Origin of the sequence: Pseudomonas sp. ENNP23, assembly GCF_001728945.1 — a bacterium.
In the GTDB taxonomy this organism is placed as follows: Bacteria; Pseudomonadota; Gammaproteobacteria; order Pseudomonadales; family Pseudomonadaceae; genus Metapseudomonas; species Metapseudomonas otitidis.
Window position 1 is genome coordinate 1 of sequence record NZ_LYSP01000054.1, and the last position, 24,442, is coordinate 24,442.

Below are 24,442 nucleotides of genomic sequence, written 5' to 3' on the forward strand. Positions count from 1 at the left end.
AGAGATGGTGGACCCTGACCGCTACGCGGCCAGGGAGCAAAGGAGTCCGCATGGAAGTTTGGGTACTGCTGCTAGGGATTGCGTGGAACGATCCAAACGCGAATGAGCTGGCGAGATACAGGACAGAGCACGAGTGCAACATGGCGAGTGCACTGATCTACGGAATGCAAAGGCGGTGGGAGCAACCGCCGAGGCTGTACGGAATCTGCAAGAAGGCTAAACCCTCCGAGTAACCTGGTTGCAGCTCAGCAAACCAAGGCCACGTAAACACCAAGGGCGCTGCCCTTGTCATCCCGCTCTTGCCGCCGAGGGCTCGGGAGCAGGGGGAAAAAAGCTCTCCCCCTACTCCCAAGCTGAGGCTGTCTGTCTGCGTATCCGTCAAGTGTTCGCTTCGCCCGTGCCTCCGTTCGCCGGATCGATGAAACGTTGATCCGACGAGCCGGGGGCGCGGCACGTGACGTGGGATAGATGGGTGCATGGAATGGGGCCGAAAAAGCTCCAGGAGCGTTCCTGGAAGGCATGGGAGCGGGGGTATAGGGTCAGCCCATAACGGGCATTACGTGTAAATCCTCGCCCGGAGCTGCGCGATTTTCCGGGCTTCGGATTCGGCCCGTGCGGGCCGCCGTGGGTAACGTAACGCCAGGGACATTATGGGTTAATTGCGTGTTTTCTGGCTGAGTGATTCCCCAGTGCTTTCCACGCTGTGGATACGCTGGAAATCGTCCTTGGCTCGCTCTTCGATCAGTCTTTCGGTTTCTACGCCGTTACCACGCGGCGATCACTGCTCGGCGCGTTCCTTCATCTGCGCCAGCATGGCCACCAGCAAGTCCTGATGTTCGTCTGCATCGGATGGCAACCCATCGGCGGCGTACCAGGCGCTGTCCGCTTCGTAATGCGGGCCGATGAGACCGACCGTACCTTTGCCGTAGGACGAGATTCGCGCGGCGATGCGCCGGGATTTCGTGTAGTACGCCGTCGCCTCGGCACCAGCCGGGAGCCGGCTGCCGAAATGCGGGCCGGCCTGATAGTAGACGTCGCGCTGCTCGTTGCCTGCGGGCAGTTGGATGGAGATGAACTGCGCCGTGTTGTCCTTCGGGATTTCCTGATCGACCTCGGCCAGCTCGATCAGACCAAAGGCCGGTATGCCTTCCTTCTCGTCGGCATAGCGCCCAGCCAGGTAACCGCCGGCACAGATGCCCAGGTACTGGCCACCCTGGGCGACGAAGTCACGGATGGCCTGCACCTGGCTGGCGGACAGCTCCGACAAGGTGTCCATGATGTCGTCCGAGCCACCCGGCTGTACGTAGAGATCGGCGTCCTCGAGCGCATCGGCGCTGAGTTGGTCTTCATCCACCAGGCGGACGTTGTAGCGCTCTTTCTGCAACAGCTCGGCGACGGTCTTCGCGCAGCCGTCGCAGGTGCCGGCACCGTCGAAGATCACCGCCAGTTCGGCCTTGGCCAGCAGCGGAAACACCAGGGCCAGGGCGGCCAGTACAGTCTTTTTCATCAGCACAGTTCCTTTGTGTTGGAGTGGCACGGGCACTACATGTAACAAGCCCGTATGGCGGTTAATCGGTTATGACAGCGTCAATTTACGCAAGCCTTGAGCGTCGACGAGAAGGGTCGCTCCCCTCCTCCCCCTACCCGTTCACCCGTCTCAAAGGTGCGCGTCGACCCCACTGGCAATGCGCCCCAATGCCAGCCACACCCTGTACTCCCGCTGGAACGGCAGCGCCGCTTCGACCCGGCCTCAGGCAGATTTCCTGCGTGCTCGTAATCCCAAATCAGATATCCTTCCGCCCTGCCTCCCAGGTTTACACAGTGGCTGGGAGCCTTGCTCTGCCTTAGCCGTGCATTTACTTCGTCATTTCAGGCCTGCCCGCAGTTTTCACCTGAGGCATGCCTTGAGCCAGGCAGGTCGCTGTATGCCCGGCTGGTTGCGGAGAGGCTTATTTTCTGATGTCGATTTGTCAGCTACAACGGACAGCCCACCAAGCCGTCTTGCTGCTAATGCAGGCGTCCTGCTCTAACCGATAACTGTCACTCTCAGCTATGCGACATGCGCCTGGAACAGACCCGAGGCGCAGTTTGCAGCACCTTGAAGAATCAAGGTTGTGCGCCTGATCAGGTGATGCTTTCAAATTTACGGGCCCCAATCCAGCTCACGCTTAGCCAGAAATTTTCTGGCGGCTCAGGCAGTTCAGTTAATTTCGGTGAATCCTGACAGAGGTCATCTTCGTCATAGATCATATGCTCGAAGCCGAAATCATTATTCTTGCCAATCACGTAGGTGGGGTGTGGTGCGTTGAGATCATAGTGAATTGAATAGACGTCGAACCGCATGCCTGACTTCCCACTCTTGTCATGCGCCCTCCAAAACTCAGGGAGCAGGCGACGTGAAAACTCCTCGGCAAAGCGAACTGCATGCTCGATGTCATTCCACACCGCTTTTATAGTCTCTTGCGCCTGCTCAACGTATGGCATGTATGAGTCGTCTTTCGGATGCTGGACATAAATGAGTCGTTGACCGAACTGGTACTCACATTGCGAGATAGAAGAGGAGACATCCCAATGACCCAGAATTTGTTCGGAAATTAGGTCAATAGCCAAAGGCGATTCATTGCTTAATGTGGTGCGCATAAGAATTCAATCCCAGCACATGACTATATTTTCTTTTTCTCGAAATTCATCCAGCACTGCATGGAAATTCTGTCGATCAAAAATCACGCCAGATATTGTTCCATACCATTCTACGGAGGGGCTATCAACTTCAATGGTATCCATCAGCAAGCCAAATCGGCACCATTGGACTTGGTGTTCATTTGAAAATTGCTCCACCACAATAACAGTACATGTCAAATCCACATCATCAGGACATATGAGCAATGGAACAAGAGTTCTCCACCCTGGGGCGGTTGAATAGATTCGATCCCACACCAACTGGGTCTCTTTGTCGTCATGCAGTTCAGGGAGCGCAACCATAAGGTCATGCTCCGATTGTGGGTCATGCTTGGGTATCCAGACTTCCAGCGGCTCACCATCAATCGCAAAAGTCAGATAGTAGTCGGCGCTATATTTTGACTTGTGCTTGACTAAGGACAGATGATTCACAAGTTACACCTTGCAGTGATTAATATGAATTTAATTGATGGGAATTCGCTCGATTTCCTCTTCGTTCATTGGGCGCCAGTCATCATGCAAGATTCCGAACTCAATTTCCGCATATTTCATAGCTTCTTCCAGGCTTTCCGTCAGGTGGTCGCCTTCGATGTCGAGTGTTTCATAATCAAAAAAACGAATTTCTAGATACATCGGGTTTTCGCCTTGGACTTCTGCGCCGAAGAGAACAATAGCGGTTACTTCAGGGCGAAACTCACTGACTCTTCTAACTTCTGCAAATAGATATTGAACAGTGTGGCTCATGAAAAAACTCTCATGTAACAGTGGCATGTAAATTCGGCGTTTGATTCTGATTGATCTCCAGTGCCCATTTCCAGCCAGAAGACGATTACCTCACCACATTTGCGAGCGTGCTCGCCGGTCCATACCACCGCACCTGCTTGCCCTGGCGTCCTGCCCTCCTTATCCTCCCCCGGCCACGGTCAATCCCGTGGCCGGGTTTGACAGCCCGTTTACGTTGGCGAGTTTGCCCCCTGAGCCGTGCAAAGCGATGAACCGCTTGTGCATACATGGGGCAAGTAAATGGACCTTAATTGGAACTTCGCCATGCATGACGCATCCACCCCCATCACCTTTCAACGCCACTGCCACCAACTGCGCGCGGTGATGATCGACAACCGCCCCTGGTTCGTCGCCATCGATTTCGCCCTGATGATCGCCGCTGCCCGCCCCTATCGGCTGACCAAGCGTCTGTATCCCCACCAGCACCGTTTCGCGACGCTGCGCTTTGCCAGCGGTCGTTGCGAGGAGTTGGAGTTGATCAGCGAGGCCGGGCTTTACCGGGCGCTGTATCGCTTCGGGCATCCGGAGCATTGCGCGTTGAGCCAGTGGCTCAGCGATGAGGTGATCCCCGCGCTGTACGACTACCACCGCGAGGTCGATGCCAGTCCGCGACGCATCCTGATGACCTGGGCGAACCAGCGTGTCGGCGCTCTGCGTTGGCAGGGTGAGCTGTGGATTGCGCGGCGGGACCTGCCGCGTTTCATGGCCGCGTACGATGACCCGGCGCTGAGCGACGGGCCGAGCTGGAAGCGTTTTTTCTAGGGGCAGAACGGGAGCGCCGCATGGAGGTGCGGCGTTTTCGGCTCCGGCAGCACCCGCTGGCCGGCCAACTGCCATTCAGCATGCCTATCCCCACCAATCCGGCCGTGAATGACGGTTCGGTGCGGCTTGACCTTGAACCGAGCTTTAACCTTAGGGTTCGGCCATGCGCTCCATGCCCTTTGCTTCCGGGCGCGCTACGGAGCTGCTGCCGCGCTACGAGCACGACAACTTTTTCGATTCGTCGAAGTTCAAGCAGCGCTTTCCTGCCTTCGAAGTGACTACCTATCGCCAGGGGCTTGAGCAGGTGCTCGCCGGCTTGGTTCGTCAGGCCTGAGCTCGCTGCATGATCCGTGTCGCATTCCAGTAATGCGTCGTATCCTGCCGTCCGAGCTGGGGTGACTTCTCCATAAGGAAGAGAGATGGCTACAAGCGCCGTAACGTTTGAGGGCAGGCATGCATTTATCAATGATGCGAGCCTCTGCGAGCTCATCAAGGCGATTGCCTTCAACTTAAAATCCAGAGTTGATGAAGGCTCTGAGCACAATTGGTTGATTCTGGCGTGCTGTTCCTGGATGGATGAGTACGAAACCATGCCTCCCGGCTTAAGAGATATTGATCTTGATAGATGGCTGATCGCGCCTGAAAGAAAGGAGATGTTCAGAGCGTATTTGCAGTGGCTTAAGTCCGTGCCTGTCGACAGGGGGCCCTACGACTCTGACGTGTTGATAAAGATCATCGATAGGCTAGAGCTGGAGCTCTTTGATGCTGCCGGTAGCGCGTAGGACCTCTTGGGGCTCGTCGTGGCGGTATAGAGACCTACCGGCAGTTCCTCGCGACGATGTGCACGGCACACCTTAAAGCACGGGTTCATCCTGATGTCTCTCCCACTGGAGTTCGAATGAAAAGCGCCGCATGGGAATGCGGCGTTTTTCTGTGTTGCGCTCGCTGGGCAAGTTGGTGGGCTGAAGCGGAACTCCGCCCGGCCCACCGTGCTGACTCAGGCCGCCCTGCCCTGCCCCGCGCGGCGGCGTGACGAGAGCGGCAGCAGGTGGCGCAGTTCTTCTTCGACGATGCGGTTTTCGAGGCGCATGTCGAGCATGGGGCAGCTCAGTTCCAGGCAGTCGCCGTGTTGCAGGTGGGTGGCGACGATCTCGCTGTCGAGGCGGCTGAAGAGGTAGTGGACCATGCCCGGCTGGAGGAATTGCGGGTGCTGCTCCAGCAGGGCTTCGCCGGCTTCCCGCGAGGCACGCCAGGCCTGTGGGTCGAGGCGCAGGTGGGTTTCGCTGAAGCAGGTGCCGTTGCGCTCGATGCGTTGGCGCAGGTGCAGCGGTTCGTCCAGCTCGCCCAGCAGCAGTTCCGAGGCCACGGCGCATTCGAGCAGGTGGGCGCGGGCGGAGTGGCCCTGCAGCGGGTCGTGCAGGTCGTGGCCGAGGGTGACGCCGACGTGGAGCAACTGGCCCCGCGAGCCCACCAGGTAGATGGAGACCAGGCAGGCGTCCGCCGCGATGGCCTGGACGTGGTACGGCACTTCGAGGTCGTCGCGGTCGATGCGCAGGACGCGGCCGTTGCCCTTGTAGAACCAGCCGGCATCGTCCCGCGCGCCCAGCGGCAGGCCGCTGACGTGGGTGAGCAGCAGGTTGTCGGGCATGGCGGGCGGGCGTAGGCGGGTTTCCTGGCGCAGGGCGGGCAGCGTTTGCGTCGGGCCCGGCAGGTGGCGCAGGTGCGCCAGGTGGTCCTGATGGCGGCGCGCGCAGTCCTGCAGGGTCTGGTAGAGGCCGCTGCTTTCGCCGTGCACCCGCACCGTGTGCGCGGGGTCGTCGCCCAGCAGGCCGATGCGCGGCCCGCCGCTGTGTTCGATGTCGAGGACTTTCAGGTAGTCGCCCATTTCAATTACTCCCTTATAAGCAGTGCGGCGTTGGCCGGCGGAGTGGCTTCGCGGGGTGCCTGTATGCGGCCTTCCTTGAGCCCGAGCGCCAGGCAGAGGCCGGCGAGGCTGCCGGCCAGGGCCAGGTAGAGGATCGATGGCAACCCGTGGTGGGTGGCGAGGTAGCCGGCGAGGATCGGCGCGAGGCCGCCACCGAGGATTTCGCCGAAGCCGATGACGATGCCGGTGGCCGCCGTGAGCAGGTGCGGCGCCACCGACTCGCCCGTGAGCGGGCCGACGGTGAGGCAGATGAGGCTGAAGTTGAAGAAGGTAATGAAGAACAGCACCCCGAACAGCAGCCAGGGCTCGGCGGGGGTGACGATCAGCGTGGCAACCAGCGCGGCGCTGGCGCAGAACGAGAGCAGCACCACTGGCTTGCGCCCGAAGCGGTCGGACAGGCCGGGGATGATCAGTTGGCCGACGAAGCCGCCGAAGCCGATCGCCGAGATCACCAGCGCCATCGCCTCCAGCGACAGCCCGAGGTGGTCGGTGAGGTAGCTGGGCAGCAACGCGCAGAGTACGAACTGGCAGGTGAGGATGCAGAACATGATGCCGATGTTGCGCCGCACGTTGCCGCTGCCGAGGGCCGCAAGCCACAGGTGCCAGGGCCGCTCGACCGTGGTTTCCACTGGCGCTGGCACAGGGCGGTAGGTGCGGTGCAGCCACCAGGCGAGGATGAACCCGGGGATGGACACGCTGATGAACACCCAGCGCCAGGAGCCGAGCCAGGCCAGCAGGCCAGCGGCGATCAACGGCCCGAGGCCGAGCCCGAGGATGGGGAACACCGCCTGTTGCACGCCGATGTTGAAGCCGGTGCGCCGGGGGTGCGAGACCTGGGTGGTGACGCTGATGCTGGTGGGGGTGAAGGCACCCTCCGAGAAGCCCATGAGGCCACGCAGGAGGATGAGCCCGAGCACCCCGCCGGCCAGGGCGGAGAGCCCCGAGAGCAGCGAGAAGGCGAGCACGGAGACGACCAGCACGCGCTTGGCGCCGAGCCGCTCCACCAGGCAGCCCATGCCCAGGGCGGAGACGCCCCAGGTCAGCGCCAGGGCCGCGGAGATGTTGCCGAGGTCCTGATAGTCCAGTTGCAGGTCGCGCATGATCAGCGGGAACAGCGGCAGGATGATGAAGCGATCCAGCCCCACCAGGCCGAAGCTCAGCGACAGCAGGATCACCATGCGTGTTTCGTAGCGGGCATCCCAGCCCGTATCGCTTGCCTGCTCGCGCATGGCCAGCCCTCCTCTTCTAAGGAGCCGAAAAGGGTGGCGCGGGTTGCCCCGCGCCACCGTGCCCGAGGGTACTCAGGCTGCCCATTCACCGAGTGCCATTTCGGCGGTGAAGCCCGGCCCGAACGCGGCGAGCAGACCTTTGCTGCCGGGTTTGGGGGAGCTGTCGAACTGCCGGCGCAGCACGTCGAAGACCACCACGCTGGCGATGTTGCCGGCCTCGGAGAGGCTGGTGCGCGAGAGCGAGACGCGCTCGGACGGCAGGTCCAGGTGGCGGACCAGTTCGTCGAGGATCTTGCGGCCGCCGGTGTGGAAGATGAAGAAGTCGTTCTGCGCGCAGTTCTGCTGGTAGCCGGCCTGGTTGAGGCGTTCGATCACTGGGGCGACGTCCTTGATGGAGTTCATCACCGCCTTGTCGAGGGTGAAGTGGAAGCCGGTGTCCTTCACGTCGTACTTGATGTAGTGCTCGCTCTTGGGCAGGAAGAACGAGTCGGTGGCCTTGATGCGGAAGCCCTTGGCCTCGTCGTCGGCGCGCAGCACGCAGGCGGAGACGGCATCACCGAACAGCGCCGCCGAGATGAAGGCGTGCAGCTTGGTGTCGTCCGGCTGGTAGCACAGCGAGGAGAATTCCAGGGACACGATCAGTACGTGGTTGTCGGCCTTCAGGGTGGCGAAGTCATGGGCGCGGTTGATGGCGGCGGCGCCGGCCACGCAGCCGAGCTGGGCGATGGGCAGCTGGATTGTGGAGTTCGGCAGGCCGAGGTCGTTGATCAGGTGGGCGGTGAGCGACGGCATCATGAAGCCGGTGCAGGAGGTGACGATGACCATGCGCACGTCCTCGGGCTTGAGGCCGGCATTGTCCAGCGCCTGGCGGGCGGCGGCGGAGGACATCTCGCGGGCGGCACGCTCATAGACGATGCTGCGGTGGGTGAAGCCGGTGTGGATGGCCAGCTCGTCGATGGGCAGCACCAGGTGGCGCTCGTTGACCTCGGTGTTGAGGATCATGCGCTTGGCCAGGGCCATGCGCGGGTGGTCACCGTGGAGGTTCTCCAGGTGCTCGATCATCTGCTGCTGGGTGATCTTGTGTTGCGGGAACAGTACGTGGGGTTGGCAAAGAGTCGACATGTTGAATCCTCGTTGATTGTTCAAAATTTGTTCATTCAGTGGGTAAGAACCCGTTCTTCAGGCACAGCCAAGCCCGTCAGCGCTGGCGTGGGCCAGCACTTCCCGGGGGGGGCAGCGGCAGGAGAAAAGGGCGTAAACCTCACGCCGGAAAAAGGTTCTTGTTATGGCTGCCACGGAGCCCATTCGGGCCCCGCGGGCAAGAGCCTCAGTGGTCGAGTACGAACTTATAGGCGTACTGCCAGGCCAGGTTGCTTTCACGCACCTGCTTGCGGACCACCATCTTCACGCGAGCGCCGACCTTGAGCTGGGCCGGATCGACGACGTCGACGATCTCGGAGGCGATCACCAGGCCGTCGTCCAGACGCACCATGGCGATGTGCCGCGGCACCACTTCGCCGTAGCCCATGGCCGCCAGGATCGGGTTCTCGGCGTTGGCCATGACTTCGATATGGCCGGTGCGCTCGCAACGGTAGGCACTGACCTTCAGCGAGTTGCAAGCGCCACAGACGGTGCGCCGGGGGAAGAAGATCTCGTTGCATTCGTCGCAGCGGCTGCCTTCGAGCCGGTATTTGCCGCCATGCTCGCGCCATTCGCGAAGCATGCTGGCGGTGGTCATCCGGTGGATCTGCTCGGGGTACAGGGACATGGTCGACACTCCTTAGTCGTTGGACAGGACGATCACCGAGTTGTGAGCGGCGTAGCCACCCAGGTTCTGCGAAACGGCGATACGGGCGCCGGGAACCTGGTTGGTGGACTCGCCGCGCAACTGGCGGAACAGTTCGGTGATGTGCAGGATGCCGTCGGCGCCAGAGGCGTGGCCGCGTCCGATGTTGCCACCGTCGGTGTTCAGCGGCAGTTGGCCGTCCAGGGCGATGCCGCCCTCGCGGACGAAGTCGCCGGCCTGCCCGGGTTTGCACACGCCCATGGACTCCATCTGGATGAGCCCGGCACCGAGCAGGTCGTAGACCTGGGCGACGTCGATGTCCTTGGCAGTGATACCGGCCTTCTTGTAGGCGATCTCGGCGCAGGCGATGGAGTTGGCCGAGACGGCCATGCCGACGTCCTGGGGCAGGCCCGGGTACTTCAGTGTCGGGTTGTGGTAGCGGGTGCCGTAGTAGTGCGACACGCCGGTGTAGGCGCAGCCCCGCACGAACACCGGTTTGTCGGTGTACTTGTGGGCCAGGTGCTCGGCCACCAGGATCGCGCAGCCGCTGGCCTCGCCCCAGGCGAGCATGGAGCCGCAGGCTTCGGTGCGCTTGAGCTCTTCGAGGCTGGGGATGGGGTGGCCGTAGCGGGTGGAGCCGGGGGTGTTGTGGGCGTAGATGCGCATCTGCCGGCCGAAGCTGGCGAGCACGTCGGCCTCGCGGCCAGCGTAGCCGTACTTGTGGAAGTACTCGGCGGTGGCCAGGGCGAAAGCGTCGGTGTGGGAGATGCCGAGGAAGTAGTCGTACTCGCACTCGGTGCTGGAGCCGATGTACTCGGCGTAGTTGAAGTGGTCGGTCATCTTCTCGAAACCGCCGCACAGGACGATGTCGTATTCGCCAGAGGCCACCATCTGGTGGGCCATCTGGAACGACACCGAGCTGCTGGTGCAGTTGGCGGTGCTCATGAAGGTGGGCGCGGGGCTGATGCCGAGTGCGTCGGACAGGGTCGGGCCGAGGCCACCGTATTCGGAGATGCCCTCACCGTGGTAGCCATACGCGACGCCCTGGATTTCACGCGGGTGCATCTTGGCGGCGTGGATGGCCTCGTAGGCGGACTCGACGATCATTTCCTTGAAGGTCTGCCGGACGCGGGAGTTGCCGGGTTTCGGCGTATGGGCGGCCGACACGATTGCAACGCGACGTGCAGTCATGGTTGTGCTCCTTGCAGTACGGGCGGTCAGAGGTAGGCGGTCAGGGCGTAGTCGGCGCGCAAATACTTGAATTCGTATTTGATCGACGTGCCGTAATCCACGTACACCTTGTTCTCCAGCACCTTGCGCAGCGGCTTGGTGCGCTGCTGGTAGGCGAGGATGGCGTCGGTGACCGTCAGCGCGATGGCATCGCTGCCGGCGCCGAATCCGTACGACGAGAGGAGGATCTTCTGCCCCGGTCGTGCCTGGTCGAGCACGTTGATCAGCCCCAGCAGCGGACTGGCCGAGCCGGTGTCGCCGACGCTGCCGGCGTAGATGCCGGGCTCGATCTGGCGCGGCTCGAAGCCGAGGTGGCGGCCCAGCGAGTGGGGGGTGGAGACGAGGTTCTGCTGGAACACCGCGTAGTCGTAGTCATGGCTGGAGGTGCCGAGCTTCTTGAACAGACCCTTTACAGCGCGTGCGGTCTGCTCTTCCAGGCCTATGCTGTTCTTGTCGGAGCCCAGGCCCATGCCGGAGCGGATGTAGCGCTCGCCCTGCGGGCGGATGTTGTCAGCGACGTCGGCGGCGCAGGAGAAGCTGCCGTCGAACTCGGCGATCAGGTTGTCGCGGCCCAGCAGCAGCGCGGCGGCGCCGGCGCCGGCGTAGGCTTCGGTGAGGTCGCCCGGAGCGGTGTTGCGGTTGATGGTGTCGGCACCGATGGCCAGGGCGTTGCGAGCCATGCCAGAGGCGACCAGGGCGTGGCCGATTTGCAGGGCCGAAGTGCCTGACTTGCCGGCGAACTGGACGTCGGCGCAGAAGGCGTCATAGCCGCTGCCGAGCATCTCCAGGATCACCGCTGCCGAGGCACGGGATTCATAGGGGTTGGTGCAGGTTCCCAGGTACAGGGCGTCGAGCTCGGCGATACCGCCCTGCTCCACCGCCTGCTGGGCCGCGAGGGCACCCAGGGTGATGACATCCTCGTCCGGCTGGAGCACGGCGCGTTCAGTTATCCCTAACTGATCCCTGACCAGTCTCAGGTCGGCGTTACGCCAGACGCTGAGCACGTCTTCGACTTTCAGGCGGCAGACTGGCAGCCCGTAGCCGTAACTGACAATTCCTGTCTTATGCACGGTCATATTCCTCTTGAGCACATTTTCATTGAGACAAGCCATCCCTTGCCATCCGGAATGGGCAGCACACAAATCACATCGAAAAAAGGCACTCCTGCTTTTTGTGTCGAGCGGGGACGCACGAGTCGTCCGGCTCGCTACAGGGTGTCCGCGACGTCCGCAGGTTGTCGCACGGGCACCGATAGCTCTCTCACGCATGAGGCGTGCTTGCGTTGCCAGCGCCAACGACGCTGTGCAGGGCATTTGGCAAACATCGCCTTCTCGTCATCTACCTCCTTTAAAATACGAAACGTTCCGTATCTATTTTATGAAACATTTATAACTTTCATTTGCCCAAGCGAGAGAGGTACCGGAAGCCGTGGTTTTATCTGCCGTGATATGTGACCGTCGACCCGATCCCCCCTTCTCAAGAGGGAGTTTTGTTACAAATCTACTTCACGAAACGGTCCGTATCGTTTCGCGAAGTCAGCCTATACCTTAGAATTCGTTTGTCAATACTTTTTCCATGAGGACCTTTGCCTTGACTCGAACACGATCCCGAAGCTCCATCGGCTCGCTGCGTAGCCCGCATGCGCACAAAGCCATCCTTAAATCGACGACCGAAATCCTGATGGAAAGCGGTTATGCCGGGTTGAGCATCGAATCCGTCGCCCGACGGGCAAGTGCCAGCAAGCCGACGATCTACCGCTGGTGGCGGAACAAGGCGGCACTGATTGCAGAGGTGTATGAGAAGGAGAGCGAGCAGATCAGGATTTTCCCGGAACTTGGATCATTTCGCGAAGATCTGTCGTTTCTTCTGCACAATCTCTGGAAGATCTGGCGAGAGACCATTTGCGGTCTGGCCTTCAGGAGCGTCATCGCCGAGGCCCAGTTGGACCCGGAAACGCTGGAGGAACTCAAGGATCAGTTCATGGAGCGGCGCCGGGAAGTTCCCAAACGCCTGGTGGAAAACGCTGTGAATCGAGGTGAACTACCGAGGGACATCAACCAGGATCTGCTGCTTGACATGATCTTCGGCTTCTGTTGGTACCGATTGCTTACCGACCAATTGCGGGCCGAGCAGGACATTGACGACTTCATCGACATGCTGACCAGCGGAGTATGTGCCTCCCCCGCCGCTTGACCAGCAAAAAGACCCGCAAGGAGCGCGGGTCGCCCCGATCAGGCCGGGTGGCCTGAAAACTCGCGGTAGAGCTCTGGCAGAAAACTCGCCAGGTGGTTGAACTCGCACAGATCGTGCACCGCGAACTCGAATGCCAGCTCCTCCAGCCCGGCAGCATCCAGCCCCAGCCCCGCCAGCAGGCTCTCTGCCCGTTCAGCTCCGGGGAACCGCGCCATTGACGGGTGCGCACCGACCCAGTAACGGCTGGTCAGCCACATCCCCTCCTCCGTTTCCTTGAACAGGTGGACCATCAGCGACACCGGCACGTCCGGCTCCTGGGCCAAGCTCATCAGCGCACTGACGCTGCCATCGATCTTCGCCTCGCGGTACAGCGCAGGGTCCAGCCCAAGCTCTGCCGGCTCGTGGAAGTCAATCCTCAGGTCCAGTAAGCGCGAGCCGACGTATTCCGTTGCGCAAAAGCTGTTGCCATACAGCCGGTGCCTGAAGCAGCGGTCCGTGTCGCAGAGTTTCTGGGCGTTCAGGCAGGGATTCTTCACATGGGCATAGGGGAACCAGAGCATGTAGCGCTCGGCTTCCAGTGGGTGCCAGAGGAACCACCACTCGAACATGCGTGCACTGCAACCCGGAAAGAACTTCTGACTCTGGACATAGGCCATCGGCCCGTTCAACAGTGCATACCCGGCTTCCGCGCTGCGGTAGTCGGGATCGAGCAAGCGGTTGATGTCGTCCACCGACGGCGTCAGCGTCTGCTCAAGGGGCAACGGCCCACGCTGCAGCAATTGCACTGCAGACAGCGGGACCCACATCTCGCCGCTGAAGAAGCGCGCGTAAGGCTTGCCGCGAATCGCTTCGCGGTTGCGCAGGAACTGCTTCTGCATCGGCAGGGAAAAATAACTGAATGGCACCATCACGCGTGTTTGCATTGAAGTAACCTGCATCGTTGGTTGCGATGGGGATCAGGTGCGGACGGATCACATATCTCACCTCCCTGCGGGAAGGTGTCGGCCCCTGAGACGCTAGGACAGGCCTAAAACAAAGTCAAATTTGAATTTAAATTAACCCAGATAGAGTCAGTTACATGACAGCTACACAGCAGCAGCCCGCAGGACGCGCATCTCGCCAGGACGGTCAGGCCACACGTCAGCAGATACTCGAAATCGCCGGGCAGGTTTTCGCTGAACGCGGCTACGCCAATGCCACCAGCAAGGAGATCTGCGCCCGCTCCCAGGCCAACGTCGCCGCAGTGAACTACCACTTCGAAGGCAAGGACGGCCTCTACACCGCCGTGCTGCTGGAAGCCCACCAGCGGATCATGAGCCTGGAGACGCTGGAGGCGCTGACCACCAGCGAGTTGTCAGGGGAAGACAAGTTGCGCCGGCTCATTGCCGAACTGCTGGGCAGCCTCGGCAGCACCGACCTGGCCTGGCCTGCCAAGGTGCTGGCGCGGGAGCTGCTCTCCCCTTCCCCGCTGCTGCCGGCTGTACTGAGAAAGGAGTCCTTCCCCAAGGCGCGCGCTGCCCGCCGCATCATCGGTGAACTGCTGAACCTGCCGGAGGACGATCCGGCGGTGCTGCGCAGCGCGCTGAACATCTTCTCGCCCTGCCTGTTCCTGCTGATCGCCCACGACACACTCAGCACCACGGTGCTTCCTGGCCTCGATACCGAGCCACAACCGCTGTTGGAACACATGCTCGCATTTGCCCTGGGTGGGCTTGCCGCCCTCGGCCAGCAACGCCACACCGCGTGACAAGGTGTGGCGCAAGAGGGCTGGAACCACCCCATGCCCTCCTGCGCAGCGCTCCCCGGCCGAGCCGCCACAGTCTGCCGAGGTCAATGAGGATGAGCCGAGCTCTGGGCGCTCTTGCACCCTCGCACGACACGCTTTGAAAATCGGGCACGGATTGCCCTACCCTTGCCGCCCTGTCGAGGATGTACAGCGAGAAGGAGTCTTGATGCAGCGCGTGATGATCATCGGCCACCCCGGGGCCGGCAAAAGCACCCTGGCCCGCAGGCTGGGCGAACTGACCGGCTTGCCGGTCGTCCACATCGACACCATCCATTGGCAGCCGGGCTGGGTGGAACGCAGCCGGGACGAGAAGACCCGCCTGTGCCACGAAGTCGAGGCCCGTGAGCGCTGGATCTTCGAAGGCGGCCACTCCGCAACCTGGGGCAACCGGCTCGCCCGGTCCGACCTGCTGGTCTGGATCGATCGTTCGGCGCCGCTCCGTTTCTGGCGCGTACTGCTACGGACCTTGTCCCAGCGGGGCCTCACCCGCCCCGACCTGCCGGAGCACTGCCCGGAGCGACTGGGCAGCCTTCCCGAGTTCTTCGGCTTCATGTGGCGCACCCGGCAGTCGGCCCGGGCCAAGATGGAGCAGCTCGCCGCCTCCGCGCCCTCCACCTGCCGCGTCGTGCGCCTGCGCTCCAACCGGGATACCGAGCGTTTCCTGGCGGACATCCAGGCATCCCGGGTAGCCTCAGGCCTGCGCACCGGCGCGCCGCTGAACGGCTGACCCCCCTCCCCCAGGCGCCAGTGCGACCATGCGTATCCACCTGCTGTCAGACCTGCACAACGAATTCAGCCTCTTCCAGCCCTAGGTGTTGGACGCGGACGTGGTGATCCTCGCCGGCGACATCGACCTCAAGGGCCGTGGCGTGCATTGGGCGCGGGAGGTGTTTCCAGGCCAGGTGCTCTACGTCCCCGGCAACCACGAGTACTACGGTGGGCACCTGAAGCGGCCCCTTGAAAAGATGAAGGCCGCGCAGGACGCGCGCATTCGCGTCCTGGATAGGGACGAGGTGGTGATCGGTGGTACCCGGTTTCTCGGCGCCACCCTCTGGACCGACTACTGCGCAACCGGCAACCCGGCGATAGCCGCCTTCACCGCGCAGAGCGGCATGAACGACTTCAAGAAGATCCGCACCGGCGAGTTCCGGCGGATCAGGCCGGCCGACCTCAAGGATGAATCGGTGCTGGCGCGCAACTGGCTGCGGGAGAAACTCACCACACCCCATGACGGCCCTACGGTGGTGATCACCCACCACGCACCGTCCCTGCGCTCACTGGCAGACAACCCCTACGCGGGCGGCCACATGGATGCCGCCTACGCCAACCGGTACGACGACCTGCTGGAGATGGGCGCGGACCTCTGGGTTCACGGCCACTCCCACACCGCGTGCGACTACAGGACGGGCACCACCCGCGTGGTGTGCAACCCGCGCGGGTATCCCGGTGAGCTCACCGATTGGTCCCCTGACCTGGTGCTGGAGCTGTAGGCGCTGGTAGTGCCACGACCCGGCCCGCCCACGCGGGCCGGGTTCCCCCTCAGAAGGTCAAGGTGCCCAGCCCCATCCCCGGATCACTGAAGCTCGGCCGGCCGTTTTCCAGGTGGCCGCTGAATCGCCGCAAAAAGCCCTCCACACCCTGCGCGCTGACACTGAAGTCGTACCAGTTGCCGCTGCTGCGCAGCGAATAACGCACCTCACGGCGCTGGCCTGGGGCGACGCTCAGGGTCTGGCTCTCGCCCCGGTAGTAGACGTTGTCCTTCACGGTCATGCGCAGGGGCTTGAGACCCCGGTTGATCAGTTGCACCACCAACCTGCCAAGCAGCGGGTCATGGTCGATGCGCACTTCGGGCTGCGGCGCCCTGCGGTCGGCAGCGGCCACCCGCAGATTGCCACGGAACACCCGCAGGAAGCCGTTGGGGCCGTGCACTTCCAGGTGGTAGTCGCCGCTGGCATCCCCCGTGAAGCGGTCATGCAGGCGCCGGTGAGCACCCACTGTGTAGCGTCTCGGCGCGCGGACGCTGTCCAGCAGGTCATAGACCTGGAGCACCGCGCCGGCCTTGCCGGTGTTGGCGAAGGTCAGGCTCAGGGCTTCCTCGCGGACGCGGTAGCGGGCATGCACGCCCAGCTCGTAGGGCAAGGCCCGGGCACGACGCAGGCCCATCTCCTGCTTGGGCATTGCAGCCACCGCCGGCGGCTTCGGCTTGGGCAGCTTCACCTGGCTGGCGACGATCGCATCGGCCTGGCTGGTGTCCGGCAGCCCCGGCAGCGGCCCGTTGTCCGGGTGACTGAAGTCGAAGGCCGAGGTCAGGTCGCCACACACCGCACGGCGCCAGGGGCTGATGTTGGGCTCCATCACACCGAAGCGCTGCTCGAGGAAGCGAATCACCGAGGTGTGGTCGAACACCTGGGAGTTGACCCAGCCGCCCTTGCTCCAGGGCGAGATCACATACATGGGCACGCGCGGGCCGAGGCCGTAGGGCTGGTTGCGGTGGCGAGTGTCGCCTTTGGTGTGCCATTCGAGGGTTGCGTCGGCAGTGGTCTTGCCGTTCAGCGTGCCGTCGGCGTTGAGGCCCGGCGCGGCGGGCGGGGCCACATGATCGAAGAAGCCGTCGTTCTCGTCGAACATCACCAGCAGTGCGGTCTTGCTCCACACCTCCGGGTTGGCGGTGAGCGCGTCCAGCACCCAGGCGGTGTACTCGGCGCCCCAGATCGGGCTCGACGGGCCGGGGTGCTCGGAGTACTTGGCCGGCGCCACGATCCACGACACCTGCGGCAGCGTATTGGCGAGCACATCGCGCTTCAGCGCATCCAGTTTCCAGGTGCTCAGGCCATTGACGATCAGCGGCGAGTCCGGCCCGGCCGCGCGGTACTGGCGGAAGCCGATCAGCGGGTTATCGGAGAAGTTGTCCGCCATGTCCTGGTACACGCGCCAACTGATGCCAGCGGCCTGCAGCCGTTCCGGGTAGGTGGTCCAGGTGTAGCCCTGCTCCACCGGGCCGTTGCTGTCGTGGTCGTTGGTGGTCACCGGGCCGCCGTGCTGGCCGAGTGGGTCGTTGGTGCCGGTCCAGAGGAACAGGCGGTTGGGGTTGGTGCCGCCCTGGAACGAGCAGTGGTACGCGTCACAGACTGTGAAGGCGTTGGCCAGGGCGAACTGGAAGGCGATGTCCTGCTCCTTGTAGTAACCCAGGGAGCGCTCGGTCTTTGCCGGCAGCCACTTGTCCATGCGCCCCTCGTTCCACGCCTGCTGGGCGTCGGGCCAGGTGTGCGGGGTGCCGTCCACGCGCTGGGCGCTGGTGGTGCGGGTGTCGAAGTGGTACGGCAGGACCTCGCCCTTGCTGCCCTTCTGGTGCCACACGCGCTGGCCGTCGGGCAGCGGGATCGGCATGCGGTCGCCGAAGCCGCGCACACCCTTGAGCGTGCCGAAGTAATGGTCGAACGAGCGGTTCTCCTGCATCAGGATCACCACGTGCTCGACGTCCTTGAGGTTGCCGTGGCGCCGGTGTGCCGGGATGGCCAGGGCCGCCTGGATGCTGGGGGGCAACATGCTGGTGGCAACGGTGGCACCCACCGTACCTGCCGCCAGGCGGATGAAGCTTCTTCTGCTTTTGGAAATCATCGAGAAACTCACCAGTTCATAGGGGTTGCACAGGGCTGCAGAGAGCGTCCATGACCACTCGGCAGCAGGCTGTTCGAACTCCGACGACGCTAGAGAGGGAAAAAGACGCTTTGGTTTCAGGCGGTTTTGCAATGGGCACATGCGCCAACTGCGTCACACTTCGGATGCGATTTTCTGGTCTAGGCCACTCATCTCTTGACAGGCCGTTCAACTGCTTCTAGGGGGGCACCTCACGGCGCACCCAGCGCTCCCCGGGCAAGGTGCCTGGGCCAGGAGGCGGATGGCATGACTGGTCAAGACCAGCACAGGATCAGCGTCAGGGAATCTCGGTGAAGGCCCCGCTGCCGGGTACGGCAGAGCCTCTCCTGAGTCTCCCAGCCGTCATTCCTGAACTGCACGCTGATCGAACGGTGCACTAGCCGGTTCCGCAGGGATGCTGCTCGAAGGGCCACACGGGACGCCTGTCGGCAGACAGGGGACGAGAGCGCCGTGGTGAGCCTGCCCGACGAGCGGCCCCCATTGATGGCGCGCTGGTATCAACCAACCCGCATCACTGCGCCCGTGGTCAGGAGCTTTGAACCCGTCCCGGCAGCTCCGCTCCATACCTTCGTCATCCCGATATCGAGACGGAGACAACCCCCGATGGAAAAGACCCGATCTCGCCCCGGCCTCCAAGGGCGCTCCTCCGGCCTGAGGCCGGAGGAACACCTGCGTTTTCAACGCGCCGGATGGCCGCTGCCAGGTTGTCGATCCGGTCAGAGCCGATGGGGGATAAGGCATCGGGATGAAGGACGCACTGCGTCCCGCATGAAACGGTGTTTTCCGACCGATGGCGTTTCGATACAGGCCCTCGACGACGTCGAGCGGAACCCCCTCCTGCACCTGCTGCGCAAGGCCTGTCGCAAGCGCCTGCCTCAGGCGCTGAGGCGCTCGCGCAGCCGGCCGAGCATCCCCAGCAGGCTCCCCACCCGTTCCTTCTCCCGCGCCTCGCGCGGCAGTTCGGCCTGCCGCGCCGGCACCTGGGCCGGCTGCTCGCGCCAGTTGCGCGCCTGCTCGGCAGCCGCCTTCAGGCCCTTCTCGAACAGCCCCCGGCGGATCGGCTTGGGCAGGTAGCGGAAAATCTGCGCCTCGTTCACCAGTTGCAGCAGCGCCTGGGTGTCGCGGAACGGCGTCACCACCAGGCTGAGCAGGCGCGGGTGGGCCTGGGCCAGTGACTTGAGCAACGGCGCAGTGTCTTCGCCGCCACAGCGCAGGTCGCTCACCAGCAGGTCGGCGCCCTCCTCGTTCAGCAGGCCGATGGCCTCGGTGAGGCTGTAGGCCCGCAGCAGCCGGTGGCCGCCAGCCATGCAGAAGTCGGCAACGCTCGCCAGAGTCTCCGGGTCTTCGTCCAGCAACAGCACGCTCAGACCACGGGGTTCCGCGCTGGGCGTGCTGGCCGCGGCGGCCTGCGGGCGGGCGGCGATCTCTGCCGCCTGGCGCAAGGTGAAGGCCATTTCCTGCGGGTCCCAGGGTTTGGTCAGGTAGCGGAAGATGCCGCCGCTGTTCAGCGCCTCCACCGCCGCATCCAGGTCGGAGTAGCCGGTGAGCAGGATGCGCAGGCAGTCCGGGGCGATCTCGCGGGCCTGAGTCAGCAGCTCGGCGCCGTTCATCTGCGGCATGCGCTGGTCACTGACCACGATGTGGAAGGTCTCCCGCGCCAGACGCTCCAGGGCGCGCAGCGGGTCGTTCTCGGTGACCACCTGGTAGTCCCGGCGGAACTGCATGGCCAGGCTGCGCAGGATGCGCTCCTCGTCGTCGACGAACAGGATGCGGATGGCGGATGTCATGACTCAGGCACTCCGTTTCAGGGCGCGGGCCTGCGCAGTCGGCAGGCGGATGAGGAAGCGCGTGCCGCGCCCCAGTTCAGAGGCCACGCGAATACTGCCGCCGTGGTCCTGGATGATCTTGTAGCTGATGGACAGGCCCAGGCCGGTGCCCTCGCCCACCGGTTTGGTGGTGAAGAACGGATCGAAGATGCGCCGGGCCACCTCGGGAGCCATGCCGCAGCCGCTGTCCTGCACCGAGACGCACACCCAGTCGCCTTCGGCCCAGCTGCGGATCTGGATGCGGCCATGGCCGACCATGGCCTGGGCGGCATTGGTCAGCAGGTTGAGCAGCACCTGGTTGATCTGCGAAGGCGCGGCGCTGACGGCGGGCAGTTCGCCCAGACCCAGCACCACCTCGGCTTTGTCCTTGATGTGGTTGCGGGCAATCAGCAAGGCGCTGCGCACGCAGTCGTTGAGGTCCACGGCCTCGTCCATGGCGCGGTCGAGCCGGGCGAAATCCTTCAACCCCACCACCAGCTCGCCGATCTGGCCGAGGCCGTAGAGGGTGTCGTCGAGCAGTTGCCGCAGATCATCCGCCAATTGTTCGGGAGCGGCCTGCTCGCGCATGACGGCGGCGGCCTCGAAGGCCTGGGCCAGGCGCGCTTCGTCGCAGGCCGGGTCGGCCAGGCAGTCGGCCAGCGCGGCCTGGCTGCGGGCCAGCTCCACCAGTGGAGCGCTGAGCTGGTCGAGCAACTGCACGTTGTTGCGCACATAACCCAGCGGGGTGTTCAGCTCATGGGCGACGCCGGCGACCATCTGTCCGAGGGAGGCCATTTTCTCCGACTGCACCAGTTGTGCCTGGGACTCCTTGAGGTCCACCAGGGCCTGGCGCAGCACCCGGTTGCGCTGTGCGATGCGCAGCTCCATGGCCTTGAGCAGGTCGAGCACGGTGCCGAGGCCGCGGTACAGGCCGTCGCCGTCCACCAGGATGAAGTCTTCGGTGATGGGGTACTGCAGGCCGGCGGTGACCTGCTTGGCGGCCTGCTCCAGGTTGCTGTCCAGACTCAGCACCAGGGGCTCGGCGTTCATCACGTCGGCCACCGGGCGGCGGCCCCAGAGGTCGCGGCCGAAGCGCTGCATGAAGATGTCCTGCAGGGTGTAGCGGCTCACCAGGCCGATGGGCCGGCCGTCCTCCACCACCGGGAGGGATAGAAAGCGGCGGTGCTCGGGGGCCAGCAACTGGTCCGCCACGTCGCTGATGCTCAGGCTCGATGGCAGCGCCGCCACTGGTCTGAGCAGGCGTTCCAGCGCATTTTCGGCTGCCATTGGCGACTCCCCCGAGCCCGTTGAATGGCGGCCATTGAAGCAATGTCAGGTTGCCATCCTGTGACAACTGTCTCATTCGCGTTACAGGCGATGCGCGGCACGCTCCGACAGGCTGGCCAGTCGACAGGCATTGACCTGCGCGACCAGGCAGTCAGAATGGCGCCCTTTTATTTTCCGAGGACTGCCCCGTGCGTACCCTGATCCCCCTCGGCCTCGCCCTGCTGCTGGCCCAGCCCGCCGTGGCCGCCCAGGCCGTCCTGCCGCAACTGCAGCCCTACACCGCCCCGGCCGCCTGGCTGACCCCAGTGGCGCCGCTGCGCATCGCCGACACCACCTGGCACATCGGCACCGCCAGCATCACCGCGCTGCTGGTGAAGACGCCGGAAGGCGCCGTGCTGCTGGACGGCGGCATGCCCCAGGTGGCCGACCACCTGCTGGCCAACATGCGCGAGCTGGGCGTGGCGCCGGGCGACCTCAAGCTGATCCTGCACAGCCACGCCCACATCGATCACGTCGGCCCGCTGGCCGCCATCAAGAAGGCCACCGGCGCGCAACTGGTGAGCAACGCCGAATCGGCCGTGCTGCTGCAGCGCGGCGACAGCCAGGACATCCACTTCGGCGACGACATGGTCTTCGCCCCGGTGCAGGTGGACCGCCTGGTGCAGGACGGCGAAACGGTGGAGCTGGGCGGCATGACCTTCACCGCCCACTTCACCCCCGGGCACACCCCCGGTAGCCTGAGCTGGACCTGGACCGACCGCCGCGACGGCAAGCCCCTGCGCATCGCCTACAGCGACAGCCTGAGCGCCCCCGGCTACAGCCTGTGGATGAACCCGCGTTTCCCGAAGATCGCCGAGGCCTTCCGCAGCGGCTTCGCCGCCGTCCGCGCCCTGCCCTGCGACCTGCTGATCACCCCGCACGCCGAGGCCAGCGGCTGGGACTACACCAACGCCGAGCACCCCAACACGTCCCCCATGAGCTGCAAGGCCTACGCCGACAAAGCCGAGGCCGCCTTCGACGCGCAACTGAAGAAGCAGCGCGGCGGCTGAGCTACCTCAGCTCGCCGAGGGTGACCGGGCCTTTCTTCAGTCCATCGACCGCACCTGCCGTGCCGCGCCGGGTGAATGGCCGAACCAGCGGCGGAAGGCCCGGTGGAAGGTGCTCACGTCCTTGAATCCCAGCGCCTCGCTGATCGCCTGCACGGGAACGCCTTCACGGGCCTGCTGCAAAGCGACACGGCTGCGCTCCTCCTCCAGCAGCTCGGCGAAGCCGGTGCCCTGCTCCCGCAGGCGCCGGTAGAGCGTCGGCCGACTGAGGTGCAAGCGGGCACAGAGCGCGTCCACGCCCGGACCGCTGGCCAGGTCGGCCCGGATCAGCAGACGGACCCGCTCGACCAGGTCGGTTTCCGCCCGGAGCTGCTCCTGAGCCTCCTGGACGCGGGCTTCCAGCAACGCCTTGAGGTAGGGGTTGGCGCTGCGGATCGGGCTGGCCACCTGCCCGGCAGAGAGGTACACGCGGTTGGCGGCGCACCCGAACTGCGGGGCAATGCCGAACGCATCGACGAAGCGCTCCGCATAGGCCGGGCGCGGGCAGGCGAACTCCACCCGATCCGGTACGAAGCCGTCCCCCGCCAGCTCGCGCCCCCAGCGCACCAGTGCCACCAGGCTGCGCTCCACCGCGGCCTGGGGATAGCCGCGCCCGGCGGCGAACGCCAGCTCCAGGCACAGGCTGTCGCCAGTGTCATGGGCCTGCCATTGTTCGGAGGGGTTCATCAGCGCGCCATGGCACAGGAAGGTCGACAGCGCCTCGCCCACCGATGCGCACTGGAACAGCAGGCTGGCCAGCAGACCGCGCCGCTCCGGGTTGAACGCCAGCCCCACCAGCAGCCCGACGTGGGGCAGCGCCGGGTGGCTCGCGGCCTGTTGCCACAGGCCCCGCAGCAGCGACTCGTCCAGGCGCTGCTCCGGCAGTGGCCGTAGCGGGTCGCAGCCCGCCAGCAGCCCCTCGCGGGAGAGGCCGGCGGCTTGCAGCTGGGCGTCGTCGACCGCGCCCAGTTGCAGCAGCAGGTCATGCAGATCGAGTACCGCGAGAGCGGAAACGCGGGTTGGGCTCATGGCAGGCGCAGTCCTTTTTCCTGGGCGGACAGTAACGCCCCGCGACGGCCTCCGCCAGGGATCGCTCCTTCAGGGCGGCGCAGGAATGCAACCGAACGCCATGTGGATTGAAACCCGCTGCCATGCCCCTGCCGGCAGGCTGCTCCTAGCATCGGGACACCCGTTCACGAGGAGTCGCCCCATGCCCCGTCACCGCATCGAATCCCTCGGCGCCCTGCGCACGCTGATCGCCGAACCGCCTGCCCTGATGAAGAAACGCCTGCAACCGACGATCGACGACCACTGCCTGACCGTCATCCGCAACGCCAGCGTCTGCGTCGTCGGCCTGGCCGGCAGCGACAGCCCCATCGCCTTTCTCGACCTGTGCGCCACACCGGTGATCCACGCCGAGGGCACCCGCATCCGCATGGCCTGGCCGGCCCTGCTGCCACCAGTAGCCAGCCAGGCACCCAGGGCGTGCAGCCTGCTCTTCATCATGCCGGGCATCGGCTTTGCCCTGCGTGCCAACGGGCGTTGCCACACGCAGCAGGAAGACGCCGGCCTGCTGCTGGAGTTCTGCGCCGACGCGCTGTTCCTGCACTGCTCGCGGGCCATGGTGCGGGCCGACTTCTGGACCCCACGGGAGAGCCGGTCGGCGTGGCCGATGGGCCAGGGCGAAGGGGCGCTCTCGGAGGCGGCGCAGGCCTTCATCGCCCGCTCGCCGTACCTGCTGATACTGACCCGCAACGCCGAGGGTGCCACCGAGCTGTCCCCACGCGGCGATCCCGACGGTTTCGTCGGTGTGCTGGACGGGCACCGGCTGCTGATCCCGGAGCGACCGGGCAACAAGGTGGCGGTGTCGCTGAGCAACATCCTCAGCAGCGACCAAGTGAAGCTGGCCTTCCTGCTACCGGGTGCGTCCACCGTGCTCAGCGTCACCGGCCGCGCCCAGGTGAGCGCCGACCCGGGGTTGCTGGGCCCGCTGTCGGTGAACGGCAAGGCGCCGGTGCTGGGTACGCTGCTGGAGGTGGAGCGCTTCGCCTTCGTCGAGGCCCCGGAGTTGGTGGCCGCTGGGCTGTGGCGCACGGAAACCCACCTGTCGCCTGCGGCCATCCCGTCCTTCCCGAAGATGCTGGCCGAGCACATGAACGGCACCGGCCTCCTGGGCAAGGCCACCACCCTGGTGGTGGACGCCGTGGTCCGCCACGACCTCAAGCATCTTTATTGA

The 24,442-nt window shown here is 64.1% G+C and carries 24 protein-coding genes; 9 read left to right on the forward strand and 15 right to left on the reverse strand.

Going from position 1 to position 24,442, the window contains the following annotated elements; genetic code table 11:
- Window positions 1-778 precede the first annotated feature (778 nt).
- From A9G05_RS23290 to A9G05_RS26850, 4 genes are all read right to left on the reverse strand, one after another.
- Entirely contained in the window at window positions 779-1,507 is a 729-nt protein-coding gene (locus tag A9G05_RS23290; protein WP_069563215.1) for a BPL-N domain-containing protein, read from the reverse strand.
- 617 nt (window positions 1,508-2,124) lie between these two features.
- The gene (locus A9G05_RS23295) at window positions 2,125-2,640 is read right to left on the reverse strand and encodes a hypothetical protein (protein WP_139131236.1); all 516 of its coding nucleotides are present in this window, start codon (window positions 2,638-2,640) and stop codon (window positions 2,125-2,127) included.
- A gap of 6 nt (window positions 2,641-2,646) precedes the next feature.
- Entirely contained in the window at window positions 2,647-3,111 is a 465-nt protein-coding gene (locus A9G05_RS28230; protein ID WP_256548481.1) for a hypothetical protein, read from the reverse strand.
- Window positions 3,112-3,141: 30 nt separating this feature from the next.
- The gene (locus A9G05_RS26850; protein WP_218187208.1) at window positions 3,142-3,423 is read right to left on the reverse strand and encodes a hypothetical protein; all 282 of its coding nucleotides are present in this window, start codon (window positions 3,421-3,423) and stop codon (window positions 3,142-3,144) included.
- A 303-nt stretch (window positions 3,424-3,726) separates the two neighbouring features.
- Here A9G05_RS26850 and A9G05_RS23305 point away from each other — a divergent pair, with 303 nt between their 5' ends.
- From A9G05_RS23305 to A9G05_RS23310, 3 genes are all read left to right on the forward strand, one after another.
- Window positions 3,727-4,224 (forward strand): BRO family protein, encoded by a 498-nt coding sequence (locus A9G05_RS23305; protein ID WP_069563218.1) that lies wholly within the window; start codon window positions 3,727-3,729, stop codon window positions 4,222-4,224.
- Window positions 4,225-4,387: 163 nt separating this feature from the next.
- Window positions 4,388-4,558: a hypothetical protein gene (locus A9G05_RS27750; protein ID WP_165667808.1), complete on the forward strand. Its 171-nt coding sequence runs from the start codon at window positions 4,388-4,390 to the stop codon at window positions 4,556-4,558.
- Window positions 4,559-4,643: 85 nt separating this feature from the next.
- Window positions 4,644-5,006 carry a hypothetical protein gene (locus A9G05_RS23310; protein WP_069563219.1) on the forward strand — a complete coding sequence of 121 codons (363 nt, stop codon included), beginning with the start codon at window positions 4,644-4,646 and terminating at the stop codon, window positions 5,004-5,006.
- A gap of 215 nt (window positions 5,007-5,221) precedes the next feature.
- On the opposite strand, the gene A9G05_RS23315 is transcribed toward A9G05_RS23310, so the two are convergent.
- From A9G05_RS23315 to A9G05_RS23340, 6 genes are all read right to left on the reverse strand, one after another.
- Window positions 5,222-6,109: a hypothetical protein gene (locus tag A9G05_RS23315; protein WP_069563220.1), complete on the reverse strand. Its 888-nt coding sequence runs from the start codon at window positions 6,107-6,109 to the stop codon at window positions 5,222-5,224.
- A 5-nt stretch (window positions 6,110-6,114) separates the two neighbouring features.
- Entirely contained in the window at window positions 6,115-7,377 is a 1,263-nt protein-coding gene (locus A9G05_RS23320) for an MFS transporter (protein WP_069563221.1), read from the reverse strand.
- Between the two features lie 72 nt (window positions 7,378-7,449).
- The gene (locus tag A9G05_RS23325) at window positions 7,450-8,499 is read right to left on the reverse strand and encodes a type III polyketide synthase (protein WP_069563222.1); all 1,050 of its coding nucleotides are present in this window, start codon (window positions 8,497-8,499) and stop codon (window positions 7,450-7,452) included.
- Between the two features lie 205 nt (window positions 8,500-8,704).
- Window positions 8,705-9,145, reverse strand: coding sequence for a Zn-ribbon domain-containing OB-fold protein (locus tag A9G05_RS23330; protein WP_069563223.1), 441 nt, complete (start codon window positions 9,143-9,145; stop codon window positions 8,705-8,707).
- A 12-nt stretch (window positions 9,146-9,157) separates the two neighbouring features.
- Window positions 9,158-10,354, reverse strand: coding sequence for a thiolase family protein (locus tag A9G05_RS23335; RefSeq protein WP_069563224.1), 1,197 nt, complete (start codon window positions 10,352-10,354; stop codon window positions 9,158-9,160).
- A gap of 26 nt (window positions 10,355-10,380) precedes the next feature.
- Window positions 10,381-11,469, reverse strand: coding sequence for a hydroxymethylglutaryl-CoA synthase (locus A9G05_RS23340; RefSeq protein ID WP_069563225.1), 1,089 nt, complete (start codon window positions 11,467-11,469; stop codon window positions 10,381-10,383).
- Between the two features lie 514 nt (window positions 11,470-11,983).
- Here A9G05_RS23340 and A9G05_RS23345 point away from each other — a divergent pair.
- Window positions 11,984-12,586, forward strand: a complete 603-nt coding sequence (locus tag A9G05_RS23345) for a TetR/AcrR family transcriptional regulator (RefSeq protein WP_069563226.1) — start codon at window positions 11,984-11,986, stop codon at window positions 12,584-12,586.
- A gap of 38 nt (window positions 12,587-12,624) precedes the next feature.
- Here the strand turns inward: A9G05_RS23345 and A9G05_RS23350 are convergent, their stop codons facing one another.
- Window positions 12,625-13,509, reverse strand: coding sequence for a DAPG hydrolase family protein (locus A9G05_RS23350; RefSeq protein ID WP_069563227.1), 885 nt, complete (start codon window positions 13,507-13,509; stop codon window positions 12,625-12,627).
- Between the two features lie 155 nt (window positions 13,510-13,664).
- On the opposite strand from A9G05_RS23350, the gene A9G05_RS23355 reads away from it, so the two are divergent.
- From A9G05_RS23355 to A9G05_RS23365, 3 genes are all read left to right on the forward strand, one after another.
- Window positions 13,665-14,333 (forward strand): TetR/AcrR family transcriptional regulator, encoded by a 669-nt coding sequence (locus tag A9G05_RS23355; protein WP_069563228.1) that lies wholly within the window; start codon window positions 13,665-13,667, stop codon window positions 14,331-14,333.
- Between the two features lie 205 nt (window positions 14,334-14,538).
- A complete protein-coding gene (locus tag A9G05_RS23360; RefSeq protein WP_069563229.1) occupies window positions 14,539-15,099 on the forward strand; it encodes an AAA family ATPase in 561 nt (186 codons plus the stop codon).
- Window positions 15,100-15,184: 85 nt separating this feature from the next.
- The gene (locus tag A9G05_RS23365; protein ID WP_240920555.1) at window positions 15,185-15,862 is read left to right on the forward strand and encodes a metallophosphoesterase; all 678 of its coding nucleotides are present in this window, start codon (window positions 15,185-15,187) and stop codon (window positions 15,860-15,862) included.
- Window positions 15,863-15,911: 49 nt separating this feature from the next.
- On the opposite strand, the gene A9G05_RS23370 is transcribed toward A9G05_RS23365, so the two are convergent.
- The 3 genes from A9G05_RS23370 to A9G05_RS23380 form a co-directional block, all read right to left on the reverse strand.
- Window positions 15,912-17,990, reverse strand: coding sequence for a phosphocholine-specific phospholipase C (locus tag A9G05_RS23370; protein ID WP_069563230.1), 2,079 nt, complete (start codon window positions 17,988-17,990; stop codon window positions 15,912-15,914).
- A gap of 914 nt (window positions 17,991-18,904) precedes the next feature.
- Entirely contained in the window at window positions 18,905-19,816 is a 912-nt protein-coding gene (locus A9G05_RS23375; RefSeq protein ID WP_069563231.1) for a response regulator, read from the reverse strand.
- Between the two features lie 3 nt (window positions 19,817-19,819).
- Window positions 19,820-21,121: a sensor histidine kinase gene (locus A9G05_RS23380; RefSeq protein WP_069563232.1), complete on the reverse strand. Its 1,302-nt coding sequence runs from the start codon at window positions 21,119-21,121 to the stop codon at window positions 19,820-19,822.
- A 188-nt stretch (window positions 21,122-21,309) separates the two neighbouring features.
- On the opposite strand from A9G05_RS23380, the gene blaPOM reads away from it, so the two are divergent.
- Window positions 21,310-22,170: a POM family subclass B3 metallo-beta-lactamase gene (gene blaPOM / locus A9G05_RS23385; RefSeq protein ID WP_069563233.1), complete on the forward strand. Its 861-nt coding sequence runs from the start codon at window positions 21,310-21,312 to the stop codon at window positions 22,168-22,170.
- A 36-nt stretch (window positions 22,171-22,206) separates the two neighbouring features.
- Here blaPOM and A9G05_RS23390 read toward each other — a convergent pair whose 3' ends face one another.
- Window positions 22,207-23,235 carry an AraC family transcriptional regulator gene (locus A9G05_RS23390; RefSeq protein WP_069563234.1) on the reverse strand — a complete coding sequence of 343 codons (1,029 nt, stop codon included), beginning with the start codon at window positions 23,233-23,235 and terminating at the stop codon, window positions 22,207-22,209.
- Between the two features lie 181 nt (window positions 23,236-23,416).
- Between A9G05_RS23390 and A9G05_RS23395 the strand changes: the two genes are divergently transcribed.
- Window positions 23,417-24,442, forward strand: a complete 1,026-nt coding sequence (locus tag A9G05_RS23395; RefSeq protein WP_069563235.1) for a pyridoxamine 5'-phosphate oxidase family protein — start codon at window positions 23,417-23,419, stop codon at window positions 24,440-24,442.